We start from the raw sequence: 15,764 nt of genomic DNA, 5'->3' as shown, positions 1-15,764 counted from the left end.
AGACGATAGCAAACGTTTGATTTGTACGCCTCATTTTGTAGCGAAAAAGAATAGCGTAAAAACATCTCTAAGAGGGTCAATTATCGATTGACATTCTACCTCGAAGAGATAAATATGAACCCATCATTTACTCAATGAAAGAGCAAATGTTCATGACATATGCTCTATCACTACATAATTGAGAACCACATTATTGAGAATAGTTGGCTGGTTAAATAAACCTAGATAGGTAATATTGCTGGCTAACTTGCTTGAAACAGTACTAATCACATTAACTTTTTAGTGTGAGAGCCCATTATATAGGATGATCGAGATGAGCAATAAATTAGAGCAACTTCGTAAACTAACGACCGTCGTAGCAGACACTGGTGAAATAGACGCGATTAAGAAATACCAACCAGAAGATGCCACAACCAACCCTTCTCTGATTCTTAAAGCCGCTCAAATCGAAGAATACGCTCCTCTTATCAACGCTTCAATTGACTATGCAAAATCGCAAAGCAGCGACAAAACGCAACAAGTTCAAGATACTTGTGACATGCTGGCGGTCAACATAGGTAAAGAGATCCTAAAAACGATTCCGGGCCGTATTTCTACTGAGGTCGATGCGCGTCTTTCTTATGATACTCAATGCAGTGTTACTAAAGCGCGTCAACTGGTGAAAATGTACAACGATGCCGATATTACTAACGATCGCATTCTTATCAAATTGGCTTCAACATGGGAAGGTATTCGCGCTGCCGAAATTTTGGAAAAAGAAGGGATCAATTGTAACCTAACTCTCCTATTTTCATTTGCTCAAGCTCGTGCTTGTGCTGAAGCCGGCGTATTCCTCATCTCTCCATTCGTTGGCCGTATTATGGATTGGTACAAAGCAAAAGAAGGTCGCGATTTTGCACCAAATGAAGACCCAGGTGTACTTTCTGTTGCTAAGATATATGACTACTACAAAGACTATAATTACAATACTGTCGTTATGGGCGCAAGCTTCCGTAATATTGGTGAGATCCTTGAGTTAGCAGGCTGCGACCGCCTGACTATTGCACCTGCTCTGCTCGCCGAACTTGAAGCTGCTGAAGGTCACGTAGCTGAAAAACTGGTTGATTCAAAAGGTTCCAAACCTCGCCCAGAAGCCATGACTCATGCAGATTTCCTTTGGGAGCATAATCTAGATGCAATGGCGGTTGAGAAGCTGGCTGAAGGGATCCGTAATTTCGCCGTTGACCAAGGTAAACTTGAAGCCATGATTGAAGCAAAACTTTAATCTCAAATTATCAATAGGGAAGACATCCTCTTCCCTGTTATTTTTCCTTTTTTTGATAGACATAATATTTGGTATTCATTATGGATCGTAAACACCTAGCTAATGCTATCCGTGCTCTTAGTATGGACAGCGTACAACAAGCCAATTCTGGTCACCCAGGCGCCCCTATGGGGATGGCTGACATCGCTGAAGTTCTTTGGCGCTCTCACCTTAACCACAACCCGGCTAATCCTGAATGGGCTGACCGTGACCGTTTTGTGTTGTCTAATGGTCATGGCTCAATGCTGATTTACTCTCTACTGCACCTTTCCGGTTATGAGCTGTCAATTGATGAGCTGAAAAATTTTCGTCAGCTTCACTCTAAAACGCCAGGCCACCCTGAATATGGTTATGCGCCAGGTATTGAAACGACCACTGGCCCTCTAGGCCAAGGCATTACCAATGCTGTTGGTATGGCGCTGGCTGAAAAGACCCTCGCGGCGCAGTTTAATAAGCCAAATCATGACATTGTCGATCACTTCACTTATGCCTTTATGGGTGACGGTTGTCTGATGGAAGGGATTTCGCACGAAGCGTGTTCTTTGGCTGGCACACTAGGCCTTGGCAAGTTGATCGCCTTTTGGGATGACAACGGCATTTCAATCGATGGGCATGTTGAAGGTTGGTTCTCTGATGATACGCCGAAACGTTTTGAATCTTACGGTTGGCATGTCATTGCGGCTGTAGATGGCCACGATCCTGAGGCGATCAATGCAGCAATCCATGCAGCAAAATCGGATCCTCGCCCAACATTGATTTGTACTAAGACTATCATCGGCTTTGGTTCTCCGAACAAATCTGGCTCTCACGATTGTCATGGCGCCCCTCTTGGCGCAGATGAAATTGCCGCCACTCGCAAACAACTCGGTTGGCAGCACGGTCCATTCGAAATCCCTGCTGACGTCTATGCCCAGTGGGATGCCAAAGAAGCTGGCGCGGCTAAAGAAGCGGCGTGGAATGACAAATTTGCCGCATACGCAGCAGCATTTCCTAAAGAAGCGGCTGAGCTTAAGCGGCGTATAAATGGCGAACTGCCTGCCCAGTGGGAACAAAAAACCAGCCAAATCATTGCCGATTTACAAGCAAACCCGGCCAACATTGCTTCACGTAAAGCGTCACAAAATGCGCTTGAAGCCTTTGGTCAAATGCTACCAGAATTTTTGGGTGGCTCTGCCGATTTAGCGCCTTCTAACCTGACCATGTGGTCTGGCTCAAAATCAGTATCGGCTGACGATGCATCTGGTAACTACATTCACTATGGTGTGCGTGAGTTTGGTATGACGGCGATCATGAATGGTATTGCACTTCATGGCGGTTTTGTGCCTTATGGTGCAACCTTCCTGATGTTTATGGAATACGCACGTAATGCCATGCGCATGGCGGCGTTGATGAAGATCCAAAACATTCAAGTGTACACCCATGATTCGATTGGTCTGGGTGAAGATGGCCCAACGCACCAACCAGTTGAGCAAATGGCTTCATTGCGTTTGACGCCAAATATGAATACATGGCGTCCATGCGATCAAGTTGAATCGGCAGTGGCTTGGAAACTTGCGATTGAACGTAAAGATGCACCGACCGCCCTGATTTTCTCGCGCCAAAACCTAGCGCAGCAAGAACGCACCACAGAGCAAGTTGCCAACATTACCAAAGGTGGTTACATCCTTAAAGATTGCCAAGGTCAGCCTGAGCTTATTCTGATTGCAACAGGCTCTGAAGTTGAGTTAGCCGTTAACGCGGCGGCTGAGCTGACAGCAGAAGGCAAAAAAGTGCGCATTGTATCCATGCCATCAACCGATGCCTTTGATAGACAAGAAGCCGCGTACCGCGAAGCCGTTTTACCCTCCGATGTAACAGCGCGTGTTGCCATCGAAGCCGGTATTGCAGATTTCTGGTACAAGTACGTAGGGTTTGACGGCCGCATTATCGGCATGACCACCTTCGGTGAGTCTGCACCGGCGGGTGAGCTATTCAAAATGTTTGGCTTTACCACGGAAAATGTCGTTAACACAGCGAAAGAATTACTAGATTAATTGTTCTCGCACTAAACAAAGCCTCGCGATGCGGGGCTTTTTTAAATAAGCCAAACGAGCATGTAAGTTTAACTTCACTTGCTTACCATGACTTTATTTTTAACCTTTCAATAAAGGTAAAGACTGATGCAATTTATTGATCTTCCTAAAATTGATTTACACTGCCACCTTGATGGCAGCGTTCGTCCAGAAACTATCCTTGAGCTTGCTAACCAGCAAGGCGTTACGCTCCCAACTCAAGATATAGAGCAAATCCGTGCGCTAATGATAGCCCCAGAAACTTGCCAAAACCTTGATGAATACCTTAAGCGGTTTGATTTACCCCTGTCGGTTATGCAAACCGCTGAATCGCTTGAGAGGATTTCTTTCGAACTTTATGAAGATGCCGCCAAGGAAAACGTTAAATACCTTGAAGTTCGTTTTGGTCCCCTATTGCACCTTGAAAGCGGATTAACACTTGAAGACGTTTTAGCAAGTGTCGTCAAAGGGATGAAACGGGCAGAGTCACTTTACGATATCAACGGAAATTATATCCTTTCAATTCTTCGTCATGCGCCTAAAGATCGGATCAAAGAAGTATTGGATGTCGGTCATCAATATTTGGGCAATGGTATTGCGGCCTTTGACCTCGCAGGTGGTGAAATGGCGGGCTTTTGTAGTGAATTTGTACCTTATGCTAAATATGCTAAAGAAAAAGGTTACCACGTCACCATTCATGCAGGGGAACAAGGCGTTGGGCAAAATGTGTTTGATGCGATCACCTTACTAGGCGCACAACGCATTGGTCATGGCATTCATATCACGGGGCACCAAGATGCTTATGACATGGTTAAAGACCAGCAGGTAACGTTAGAGACTTGCCCAAGCAGTAATGTACAAACTAAAGCTGTTGCTGCTTTAGCTCAGCACCCAGCTAAAGTATTTTTAAAAGATGAGATAGCCATTACAATCAATACAGATAACCGCACAGTATCAAACACAACTATGACTAATGAAGTAGAGAAAGTGATGCAAGAGTTTGCTTTAACACTTGACGACTACTTTGCGATTTATTCATACAGTGTTGAGGCAGCATTTACTTCAGAGCAAGTCAAACAGCACCTACGCAGCTTCATACCTGCGTAGCGCTGCCTCTTAAAGCAGTGCCCGTAACGTTCGGCTACTGCTTTTCTTCAAAACGATGAGCAAGTTGATAGAATTCATTGACCTGATTACGCAGATCCTGTGAATGCTGGTTTACAGAGTGGGTTGCGGTAAGGTTTTTCTCCGCAGCGAGAGTAATGGATTGAATGTGTTGATTAACATCACCAGAGAGTCGCCGCTGTTTCATCGAGGCATCTTCTACTACTGTCATCAGTTGGTTCATTGAATGCATCATGCTCTCAACATCTGACAAACGTTTTGCACTCTCTTGAGCCACCTCGCCGCAAATATTAGTTTGCTCACGATTTTCAATAATGTCTTGCTGCCATGTTTCAATGGTTGCCAGCATGGTTCCAATACTGTCTTTAATTTGCAATGTTGCATTGGCAGTCCGGCCTGAGAGAGCACGAACCTCGTCAGAGACAACAGCAAATCCTCTTCCCTGCTCACCCGCTCGTGCCGCTTCAATGGCTGCATTCAACGCCAGTAAATTTGTCTGCTCAGCTATTCCCCCTATTTCTTCCATCATTTTGCTGACGTTTTGTGCCTGCTCACTGAGTTGGAAGGTTGCTTGCGTCGCCTTTTCAGCTTGAAGACTCAATTGCTCAAGATTAGCATGAGTTCTATCAATGGTCTCTTTGGCCAACAAACAAGTATTGAGGGTATCATCAATTAGCTCATGAGCCTCATGAGTACTGGTAGAGACCTCATTAGCGGTCAATTCAACTTCTTCAGATGCTTCACGCACTTGGCGGATATCACGTGTTTGCTGCTCAAGAGCCTCTGAAACTTCGTGGGTAGTTGCACTCAGGCTATCCGATAGATTCTGGAGCGGTTTTGCTGAATCTGTCATGCGCCCCAAAACCGTGCGAATGCGAGCTGAAAGCATTTTGATATGAAAATCAGCAATAGAAAACTGGCTTTGGCCAGAATAGATAAGACGACTGATACTGTCGTAATCAGACTTTAAATATTTTAGCTGCTTGGGAGTGTCGAGCAGCTCTTGTTTAAACATCAAAATGGCAACGATTGGTAGTAAGTGTAAAACCCAACTAAGAGCGCCTTGAATAGTAAGTATATTTGATAGTAGCGGTGCTAAAAGTGAGCCTAACAAAATCGCATAACGTACTGCATCAAAACGGGGTATTGACCAACCTCTTCCAGACATTTCTGCTTTGCGCAGCTTCTTATATGCTTTGTCAGCAACATTAACCCATTCTCTCTTTGGTTTAACACGAACAGATTGATACCCAATGATTTGGCCATGTTCGTAAATTGGGGTCACGTACGCATCAACCCAATAAAAACCACCTGACTTGGTGCGGTTTTTAACTATCCCTCTCCAAGCTTGCCCTTTTTTTAAATGGGACCACATATCAGCAAACGCTGCTTTCGGCATAGAGGTATGACGAACAAGATTGTGGTTTTGCCCAACGAGCTCATCGTGGCTAAATTCTGCAATACGGCAAAATGCTTCGTTACTGTATGTAATAACACCGTTTAAGTCGGTTGTGGAAACTAACTGTTCGTTAGTTTCTAATAAGGTTTCATGGTCCGAAGGTGCATTGCTTGCTGTCATAACGCTATTCTTTGAATTATCCATATGAGAAACGCAATATAAACAACAAATTTGAGCATGGCAAAGTATTAAATCAGTTTCATTTAACACTTTTTAATAGTGGTAACTTTTGACGTTAATCGGAGGATTAAAGTCACTGTCACTTTACTGTGAAAGTGACAACCTAAGTTATGAGAATATCAAACTCAATGTTAAGATTAATCGTAGCTCTGTGCTTTACAGCAGTTTGACTGCCAGATGCGTGACAACTCTCAACGCAATGACCTACCTGTAAAGCATGTAATAAAGTTAAAGGCAAAATATTCATATGGTTAACAACACAATCCAATGGTTCCCGGGGCATATGCATAAAGCCCGAAAAGAGATCGAAGAAGCCATTCCACAAATTGATGTCATTATCGAAGTGTTGGATGCGCGCATTCCATTTAGTAGTGAAAATCCGATGATTTCTGAAATTCGCTCTGGAAAACCCGTGGTAAAAGTTCTGAACAAGCGAGATCTTGCTGATCCAGAGTTAACTCAATTATGGATTGAGCACTTCGAGAAAGAACAAAATGTCAAAGCAATGGCCATTACGACATCTATCCCGCAAGAAGTGCATAAAATCCTCGAGCTTTGCCGTAAACTTGCTCCGCATCGTGAAGAAATCGGCAAAAATATTCGCACTATGATCATGGGCATACCCAATGTCGGAAAATCTACAATCATCAATTCTCTTGCAGGTCGCACTATCGCGGTAACCGGTAATCAGCCCGCAGTAACCCGTCGCCAGCAACGAATTAACCTTCAAAATGGTATTGTACTCTCCGATACTCCTGGCATTCTATGGCCAAAAGTTGAAAACCCCCACAGTGGATTTCGGCTGGCAGCAACAGGCGCCGTCAAAGATACCGCGATGGAATATGAAGAAGTGGCTTTTTACACCGTAGAATATCTAGCCCAAGCATATCCAGATCGTTTAAAGGAGCGCTATCAACTTGATGAATTGCCACAAAGTGACATCGAATTGATGGAAGAAATTGGTCGTAAACGCGGCGCTTTACGATCGGGTGGTCGGGTCGACCTACACAAGTGCTCAGAAATTTTACTCCATGAGCTGCGCAGCGGAACCCTAGGGCAAATTACTCTTGAACGTCCTGAAATGATCACCAAAGAGTTGGTCGAGGTTGAAATAGAAGCCGTTCGTAAAGCCGAGCTTAAAATACAGAAAAAAGAAGAACGTCGTAAACGTTATCTGAAAAATAAGCGCTAATACAAATCTGAAACTCATTTGAAATTGGAATATTAAGCGGTTGCCATGCAAACTCCAACAAACATCATTACTGGCTTTTTAGGCTCAGGTAAGACAACAGCAATCCTTAACCTGCTCAAAGAAAAACCCGCAGATCAAAATTGGGCAGTTCTGGTCAATGAATTTGGCGAAATAGGTATCGATGGTGCCATATTGACTGAACAAGGAACACTAGTTAAACAGGTTCCAGGAGGTTGTATGTGCTGCGCTGCTGGGGTTCCAACTTCAGTTGCCATCAGCTCGCTACTACGCAGTAAGCCAGATCGGTTAATTATCGAGCCTACGGGACTCGGGCATGCAGATAAGATTCTTGCTACGCTGATGTCAGATCAGTTCAAAGATCATATTGATCTTAGAGCAACAATTGCCATGGTCGACCCACGAAATCTTTCCGACTCTAAGTACCTCAGTAACGACAACTTTGTTGAACAACTTAAAATTGCTGACATCGTAATAGGAAATAAAACTGATCTATGTCTTTCTAGTGATATTGATACATTTAATGCATGGATAACGGTGCAAAAACCTTCCAAAACTTACTGGCAACTGGTTAAACAGAGTAAATTCCAGAGTGAAATCCTTGATAATATCAGGCGAATTCAGCCAAGTGATACCCATACTGAGCATGCGCATCATCATCATGCTACTCCGTCATTAGCCTTAAAATCGGGGCAACATTCACTGCGCCGAGAAAACAGCGGACAAGGCTATTATAGCTGTGGTTGGTTATTTAGCAGTCAGGTAGAGTTTTGTTTTGAACAGTTATTCTCAATGTTGTCTGAGCTGTCCGCTGAACGAATTAAAGGGGTAATGAAAACAGACAAAGGCTATATGACGCTGAATATATCATCTGGAGTCGTCTCAATTACCAAAGCATCTATTTCAACTGGTGACAGTCGAATAGAAATCATCGATAGCCAAAAGCTTCATTGGGAGCAACTGGATAAAATTCTTCAACAGCTTGGCGGTCTTTCTTAAACCTATAAACAACAAAAGGCGCACAACGATCAGTGCGCCTTGTCCCCCGCTGCTCAATCGTGAGCTTGCGAATCAGTGTCTTACATACGACATTCTGATCAAATTGCGAGGATTCCAAATATTTAAGTAAATCCTTCCATATTGTAAGTAAGGTAAACATTCTCTATACGAACAGTTCAGGTTACCTTACACTCAAAGTTTGGCTCAAATCGGCTAAATTGCAAGTTGGTAAACGTGATTCTCTACCAAAGATATACACTTAATCTCACATCTCTCTGCTATTCAAATTTGAAATTCAATATTTCATTTTTGACAGATAAAGATATCACTTCTCCAGAGTATAATCTGACCACCTGAACCCATAACTTCGTATTCTACAACTTGCTTGAATATCGGGAGCAGCACCGGATATTCATACTATTGCAATGGACCAATTATATAATGAACACCAAAGAGAGGATCAAAAAATCCTTATTATCTAACGTGCCAAAGGATGCCATTAATCAATTTCTTTCAAAGGATAAAACGCCATTATCTGTCTTAATTCTAGCTCTAATGGTTGGTGTTTTATCAGGGCTTGTTGCTACTCTCTTTGAGCTTGCGGTACATTTTGTTTCAGACACCAGAACAGACTGGTTAAAGCAAGCTATAGGCCGCGCCTTACCCTTGTGGCTTGCTGCTATTTTGATTAGCGCTGCACTTGCATTTATCGGATATTATTTGGTCCATCGATTTGCTCCTGAGGCTGCAGGTTCTGGCATACCTGAAATCGAAGGTGCAATGGATGGAATACGTCCAGTTCGTTGGTGGCGAGTTCTACCGGTTAAGTTTTTTGGGGGCATGGGCGCACTTGGCTCTGGTATGGTGCTTGGTAGAGAAGGACCAACCGTTCAAATGGGCGGTGCTATTGGTCGTATGGTCACCGACATATTTAAAGTTAAAAACGATGATACCCAGCACTCATTACTCGCTTCTGGCGCAGCAGGTGGCCTTGCTGCTGCTTTTAATGCACCTTTGGCAGGCATTATGTTTGTTGTTGAAGAAATGCGCCCTCAATTTCGTTACTCACTTATCTCAATAAGAGCCGTCATAATATCTGCCATCTCTGCAAACATAGTCTTTCGCTATATCAATGGACAACAAGCCGTGATCACTATGCCGCAATATGACAGGCCAGAGCTGGCGGCTTTGTGGCTTTTCTTATTACTAGGTGCAATGTTTGGCGTATTTGGCGTGGCATTCAACCGCTTAATTACCCTTTCACAAGATCTTTTTGTCAAACTGCATAAAAATGACCGCAGGCGTTACTTAATAACTGGCAGTTGTTTAGGTGGCTTTTTTGGCCTGATGCTTCTTTACCTTCCGGAGATCACTGGCGGAGGCATTACTCTCATACCTACTATCGCCAATGGAGGTTATGGGGCCGGCGCTTTACTTGTTCTTTTCGTTGTGCGTATTTTAACAACCTTGCTATGTTTTGCTTCAGGCGCTCCAGGAGGTATCTTTGCCCCTATGCTCGCACTTGGCACCTTATTTGGCTATGCGTTTGGATTGATTGCTCAAAGTCTATTTCCTGAACTCATGATATCTCCTGGTATGTTCGCGATTGCAGGCATGGGAGCTCTTTTTGCTGCAACAGTAAGAGCACCAATTACTGGTATATTGTTGGTTATTGAAATGACCAATAATTACTACCTAATTTTGCCCCTCATTATTACCTGCCTTGGAGCCGTAATTTTTGCTCAGCTCCTAGGTGGACAACCTATATACAACCAACTGCTCAATCGTACATTAAAAAATGAAAAATTACGCCAAGAAGATTTACCCTGTGAAAACAAATGATAGTTGCTTAATGAGCAACTGAATTGATATCATCCTCAGCTTATTCATATATATAGAGAAATATATGTATGTCATGACCTTGTTATTCTATATCAGGATGTAAAACCTTGAACTGGAAACGCTTTGTAAAGTTTCAGAATGTCCCCCCTTCACAAGCAGCGCTCGCACTCGGGATGATTGGATTAGGCCATGCTTGGGCACTGTACATTCCTCAAATAGGTATTTTTATTCGTCCTTACCTTGCATCTTTAGGGGCGTTATTACTGGCTCCTGTTTTAATTAAGTATTTTACTAACTATCGGTCTTTTCTCACTGATCTTCGCCACCCTCTTAACGGGAGCTTAATGGCACCTATGAGTATGGCATTACTTATATTATGCGATTATTTGGCAGTGATTTCTCCGCTTATTGCTTACCCTTTATGGTTTGCTGCATTGTCTCTACACCTCACTATGATGGGGCTGTTTTTCTTTTTCCAACTTCGTCGCTTCAAGATTTCTAATATCGTCCCTAGCTGGTTTTTATACCCTGTAGGATTAATCAGTAGCTCACTTGCTGGCACTAAGTTTGGGCATACTGTTTTTTCTGAATCTTTGGTGAGTATATGTATAGCCATATATTTCTTTTTATTGCCCGTAGTACTCTATAGGCTTATGTTTGAAGGCAGACTGCCCAGAGGAGCAAGGCCGACATTAGCCATAATGGCAGCTCCAATTAACTTATCATTAGCCACTTACTTAGTTAATTTTAGACAGCCAGACCCCATACTCACTGGCGCTTTAGCAGGAATTGCGATTACCATGACATTAACCATATATCTGTGTTATTTCCGTCTAATGCGTCTTAAATTCCAGCCCTCAATTGCAGCTGTTACTTTTCCTTCTGTCATCAGCGCTATAGCAATGCACCGTCTAACAAGTTTTTTTGAACAGTACCACCCTCAGTGGCACTGGTTACACAAATTTGGATTCTTTGAACTCAGTATCGCAACTGGTTTAGTGCTGTGGGTCACTCTGAGATATTTGAAAATGTACTGGCCAGAGAATAATTTTTAATCGATAGAAGATTAAAATACATTCTACACAAATAAAATACATCCCTTTATTGAGAGTAATTCATACTCTAAACTATCTACTTAACAATAAATAATCATTTAAAAGATATAATTAATAACAAAATACTATCCTTTTTTGTTCTTATAGGCAAAGTCAGAGATTGCTGACACTAACAATAAAGGAAAAATAATGAAACAAATTAAAAATAATTCACATCTACCTGATTTTATAAGCAAACAGCTGGATTTCTATCTTGATGATCTTATTAATAAAAATAATAATGGAAAGCATCTAGTCTTAGGGAAGAAGCCATCACGACAAGATATAACTCTTCAAAATAATGACTATTTGGATATATCAAATAACTCAGAAATAGTAGAACATCATATAAATGCAATTCGAAAACACACCTCTTCACCTATTATGTCAGGAATATTTCTCCGTGATATAAACACCAGACCAGAAGTTGAGCAAACACTAGCAGAATATGTAGGTTTTCAGTCCTGTCTACTTTCACAATCTGGTTGGACTGCAAACATTGCACTATTACAAACCATTTGTAACGAAAACACCATTGTTTATATTGATTTTTTTGCACATATGTCATTATGGGAAGGCTCAAGAATTGCGGGCGCTAATATTCATCCATTCATGCACAACAATGTAAACCACCTTGAAAAGCTTATTAAGCGCCATGGTCCCGGGATTATTTTAGTCGATTCAATCTACAGCACAATCGGTAGTATTGCCCCTTTGGAAAATATTGTTATGTTGTCTAAAAAATATGGATGTGCACTTGTTGTAGATGAATCACATTCATTAGGTACCCATGGTAATGAAGGCTCTGGGCTCGTAAACGCCTTGGGACTAACCAGTCATGTAGACTTCATGACTGCAAGTTTAGCCAAAACATTTGCTTATAGGGCTGGAGCTATCTTTTGTAATAACAAAGCTAATGAATGTATCCCATTTGTAGCGTATCCATCTATTTTCAGTTCTGCAATGTTACCTTTTGAACTGGATAGACTTGATAAAACAATGCAAGTTATACGAAAAAAAGATAAAGATAGAGAGTACTTGCATAAAATAAGTAAATACATTCGTAATAAGCTATCTGTTATTGGATTAACCATTAGAAGTGAATCTCAAATAATTGCTATTGAAACAGGGAGCGAATGTAATACTGAAAAAGTAAGGGATTTCCTTGAGGACAATGGAATTTTTGGCTCTGTATTCTGCCGACCAGCGACCCCATACAAAAGGAATATCATTAGATTTTCTATAAATAGTTCAATATCATATTTTCAAGCGGAAAAAATAATAAGTACATGCAGAAAGGCATTAGATAAAAATATATTAAAATAAAACATATATAAAGCTAAAGTTATTAATTTTAGCTTTATACCCAACTAGAAACTTTATCAATTAAAAAATTTCCATCTGCAGGTTTAATAATATATCCATTCATACCTGATTCATATATTTTTTCTATCATGTGCTGCGTGTCATCACCTGTATGAGCCAAAATTGGTATGTTTGAAAATAAACGAATTTTACTTGCAGCTTCTAATCCATCCACTTTTGGCATTTCTATATCCATAATAACTAAATCTACTATACTAGTTTTAAACTGATTTAAAACCTCTTGACCATTACTTGCTTTGATAACATTAAAACCTTGTTGCTCTAGTATAATAGCTGTGTGAGTACAGATAGATTGACTATCATCTGCAACAACAATAGTTTTTCCAGTTGGGTTATTTCTAGTTAGGACTTGGTTGAGATTAGTTTGCGGGATATCGAATAGTAACTCATCTAATACTATATCAAAATCGTTCTCTAACCGATTTTTTTCTATCATGAAGAATTTTGAGTATCTATTTATATCACAGTGATACCGTTTTTTTATATCATATAAATATATTATTCTTGCCTCGGTAAAACGAAGTTTTTTTCTAATATTCTTAGGTCAAAACCGCTATTTACAATTTCATCTAAATCTATAAAAATCAAGTCATATTCAAATTCGTATTCTTCCTTACTATCAATTTCTTTAAAAATGAGATGGGAAAAATTTAAACTTCTACTTGAAAATTTATCACAAACAATCTTACCAAATTTATTTTCATCACCAAGATACAAAGTGGATATATACTTTGCTATATCCATTTTTAATATTTGTGTACTATCTGAATTGTATGAAGGAAAAGTTAGTGTAAAGTTTGTCCATTCATTTAATTTTGAACTGCAGCTAATTTTCCCTCCCAATGCATTCATAACTCTACGACAAAATGGTAGACCTAACCCTGAACCACCTTTTTTTCCGTAAGTAAAAAAATCTTTAAATATATCTTCTAAAATACTTTCTGGAATACCTGCTCCATTATCTAAAAAATTTAGCTCATAATAATCATCAAAGGACTTCAAGTCTATTTCTATCTTAAGATTTTTTGAGTCTTGATAATGAAAAGAATTTTTTATTAAATTATATATAACGTATTTAACTAAAGTTTCGCTACCCAAAATGTACGCTTCATCATCAAATTTGAATGTTATAAAATCATGATAAACTCCATTATTAAATGGAATCGTTTTCAAAGAACCCTTAATAATTTCCATTAGTGAACTCTTTTTAAAAGATGATATTGAAATACGATTCTCATCGATAGATGTTAATAATAGATCTATAGTTTCATTACCTATCGAAATTGTTTTTTCTGAATTAGTAAGTATTTCTTTGACTGATATTAGATCTCGACGAGATATACTGTAATGTTCTTTTATTTCAACATTCTCATTCGGTAGTGTTGATTTCATGACGTCAATAGACGATTTTATCGCACTTAAAGGGTTCCTCATTTCATGCGCTATACCAGCTCCAAATGATTTTGCTATTGACACTTTACTTTCATGCTCTATTTGATTTCTCAAATAGAATAAATTACCAAATATATATGTAAAGATAAAAATTGGCATATACGGAAAAACAATCTGCTTCATTGCTAGAGTGAAATCTACTCCATAAACAACACCATATGCAATAGAAACTGATATAAGCGTTTGAATTAACATAATACGTGTTTGGTAAACAGTTAATATATGCAGAAATATCGAAGCCATGAATGACATGGCCCATATGGTAGACCACTCGTTCATAAACATCATAAAACTAAAGAAGAACGGTAAGCAAAAACCAATCGATATTAGGTAGTATTGGGGCATATACTTATGCAAAAACTTAGGTAATTTTTTCCGAAAAGCAATAATGGAAAATAGTATAGAGCATACTATACGCAGTATTAAATTTTCATATGGTTGCGGAAACAAGTATGTCCATATGTAGTAGTATGTAGGAAACCCGAACATACCCATCCAACCAACCAAGGTCAAATTAGGTTCAGCATACAGGTATACTTTTTTTACTCCTTCCATAACCGTTTTCATAATCTACCCAACATTAACTACAAGAACCTCTTAAACCTTTGTATTAAAACCAAACATTATGCAACTAATATTTCTCAGCATTTATATTATCTTCTTTATGAGGATACATAGAGATTTATCATTTAGATTACTTTTTTCTCAAATATTACACCCTACACTAGTACTATCATATAATCCACTGGTTGCACAAATTTGGATTCTTTGAACTCAGTATCGCAACTGGTTTAGTGCTGTGTGTCGCTCTGAGATATTTGAAAATGTACTGGACAGAGATAAAAACTTGTTAATTCATGCTGAAGCAACCTGAATCAATTAGAAATAAATTGAATTAAACAGGCTATATATTGATATTTATATAGCTTATGCTTAGCATGTCGGCACTTAAACGCTCAAGGTGCTTTCTATGCTGAGCAGCAACATCGATTTAAAAATTATTAATTTAGCTCACAGAACTGATAGGAAAGAAGAAAGCATCTCTGAGCTAAAGAAATGCGGTATCACAATAGGTAGTGATGCATTCTTTAATGCCTATCATAAACCAGAATGTGGCGCTTTAGGTTGCAGCTTGAGTCACGCCAATTTAATCGCTAACTACTTATCTCACTCTTCAAGTCCATATTTGCTTGTTTTAGAGGATGATTTTGAAGTTCAAGAATGTGACCTATTTCTGTCAAATTTGGAAAAAGTTCTGGAGTGCTCTACAGAATGGGATATTTTTCTTCTAGGTAATAATCAGGCTGTTCCCATTAAAATAGTCAATAACAATCAGGGTTTCTCCCAAGTAATCAATTCACAAACAGCATCAGGATACATTGTCAAAAGAGAGTTTGCTATTCAGCTGATGAGCACATTTTTCGAATCTGCCCTCGGCTTAGAGCAAGCAATAACTTTGCCTCCAAAGCTAAGCCAAATCGTTAACCATCATTACTGTTTAGATATTCTATGGAAAAGTTTACAAACAAAATATAGGTTCGCAACACGCCTTCCGGCCATAATCAAGCAACGATCAAGCTATTCAGATATCGAAAAAATAGATGTTGACTATGGCGTTTAAGTGAAATCACCGCTAACCGTACCACGGAAAGTTTTCATATTA

General features: G+C 39.9%; 12 protein-coding genes and 1 pseudogene. 10 read left to right on the top strand and 3 right to left on the bottom strand.

What is annotated here, in order from left to right; genetic code table 11:
* The first annotated feature begins 313 nt into the window (after positions 1-313).
* The 3 genes from tal (at position 314) to add (ending at position 4,461) form a co-directional block, all read left to right on the top strand.
* On the top strand, positions 314-1,264 hold the full coding sequence (gene tal / locus OCV27_RS18825; protein WP_125321746.1) for a transaldolase: 951 nt from the start codon (positions 314-316) through the stop codon (positions 1,262-1,264).
* Positions 1,265-1,344: 80 nt separating this feature from the next.
* Positions 1,345-3,336, top strand: coding sequence for a transketolase (tkt, locus tag OCV27_RS18820; protein ID WP_337969443.1), 1,992 nt, complete (start codon positions 1,345-1,347; stop codon positions 3,334-3,336).
* 126 nt (positions 3,337-3,462) lie between these two features.
* On the top strand, positions 3,463-4,461 hold the full coding sequence (gene add / locus OCV27_RS18815; RefSeq protein WP_125323263.1) for an adenosine deaminase: 999 nt from the start codon (positions 3,463-3,465) through the stop codon (positions 4,459-4,461).
* A gap of 34 nt (positions 4,462-4,495) precedes the next feature.
* Here add and OCV27_RS18810 read toward each other — a convergent pair whose 3' ends face one another.
* Positions 4,496-6,058 carry a methyl-accepting chemotaxis protein gene (locus OCV27_RS18810; protein ID WP_125323264.1) on the bottom strand — a complete coding sequence of 521 codons (1,563 nt, stop codon included), beginning with the start codon at positions 6,056-6,058 and terminating at the stop codon, positions 4,496-4,498.
* Between the two features lie 307 nt (positions 6,059-6,365).
* On the opposite strand from OCV27_RS18810, the gene ylqF reads away from it, so the two are divergent.
* The 5 genes from ylqF (at position 6,366) to cqsA (ending at position 12,589) form a co-directional block, all read left to right on the top strand.
* Entirely contained in the window at positions 6,366-7,310 is a 945-nt protein-coding gene (ylqF, locus tag OCV27_RS18805; protein ID WP_125323265.1) for a ribosome biogenesis GTPase YlqF, read from the top strand.
* 45 nt (positions 7,311-7,355) lie between these two features.
* Entirely contained in the window at positions 7,356-8,327 is a 972-nt protein-coding gene (locus OCV27_RS18800) for a CobW family GTP-binding protein (protein ID WP_125323266.1), read from the top strand.
* A gap of 441 nt (positions 8,328-8,768) precedes the next feature.
* Positions 8,769-10,169, top strand: coding sequence for a H(+)/Cl(-) exchange transporter ClcA (gene clcA, locus OCV27_RS18795; RefSeq protein ID WP_125323267.1), 1,401 nt, complete (start codon positions 8,769-8,771; stop codon positions 10,167-10,169).
* Positions 10,170-10,276: 107 nt separating this feature from the next.
* On the top strand, positions 10,277-11,224 hold the full coding sequence (locus OCV27_RS18790; protein WP_125323491.1) for a TDT family transporter: 948 nt from the start codon (positions 10,277-10,279) through the stop codon (positions 11,222-11,224).
* Between the two features lie 189 nt (positions 11,225-11,413).
* Positions 11,414-12,589 (top strand): alpha-hydroxyketone-type quorum-sensing autoinducer synthase, encoded by a 1,176-nt coding sequence (cqsA, locus tag OCV27_RS18785; protein WP_125323484.1) that lies wholly within the window; start codon positions 11,414-11,416, stop codon positions 12,587-12,589.
* Between the two features lie 34 nt (positions 12,590-12,623).
* On the opposite strand, the gene OCV27_RS18780 is transcribed toward cqsA, so the two are convergent.
* Together OCV27_RS18780 and OCV27_RS18775 are read right to left on the bottom strand one after the other, a co-directional pair.
* On the bottom strand, positions 12,624-13,085 hold the full coding sequence (locus OCV27_RS18780; RefSeq protein ID WP_337969442.1) for a response regulator: 462 nt from the start codon (positions 13,083-13,085) through the stop codon (positions 12,624-12,626).
* Positions 13,086-13,147: 62 nt separating this feature from the next.
* Positions 13,148-14,668 (bottom strand): sensor histidine kinase, encoded by a 1,521-nt coding sequence (locus OCV27_RS18775; RefSeq protein ID WP_337969441.1) that lies wholly within the window; start codon positions 14,666-14,668, stop codon positions 13,148-13,150.
* Between the two features lie 176 nt (positions 14,669-14,844).
* Here OCV27_RS18775 and OCV27_RS20835 point away from each other — a divergent pair.
* Both OCV27_RS20835 and OCV27_RS18770 read left to right on the top strand, forming a co-directional pair.
* Positions 14,845-14,955: pseudogene (locus OCV27_RS20835) on the top strand (tellurium resistance protein); the annotation flags it as partial.
* 116 nt (positions 14,956-15,071) lie between these two features.
* Positions 15,072-15,722, top strand: a complete 651-nt coding sequence (locus tag OCV27_RS18770) for a glycosyltransferase family 25 protein (protein ID WP_125323458.1) — start codon at positions 15,072-15,074, stop codon at positions 15,720-15,722.
* The last annotated feature ends 42 nt before the right edge of the window (positions 15,723-15,764 follow it).

Source organism: Vibrio pectenicida (assembly GCA_024347015.1).
Classification (GTDB): domain Bacteria; phylum Pseudomonadota; class Gammaproteobacteria; order Enterobacterales; family Vibrionaceae; genus Vibrio; species Vibrio pectenicida.
Note: the sequence above shows the minus strand (reverse complement) of the source record. Positions and strands in the feature narration are given on the sequence as shown.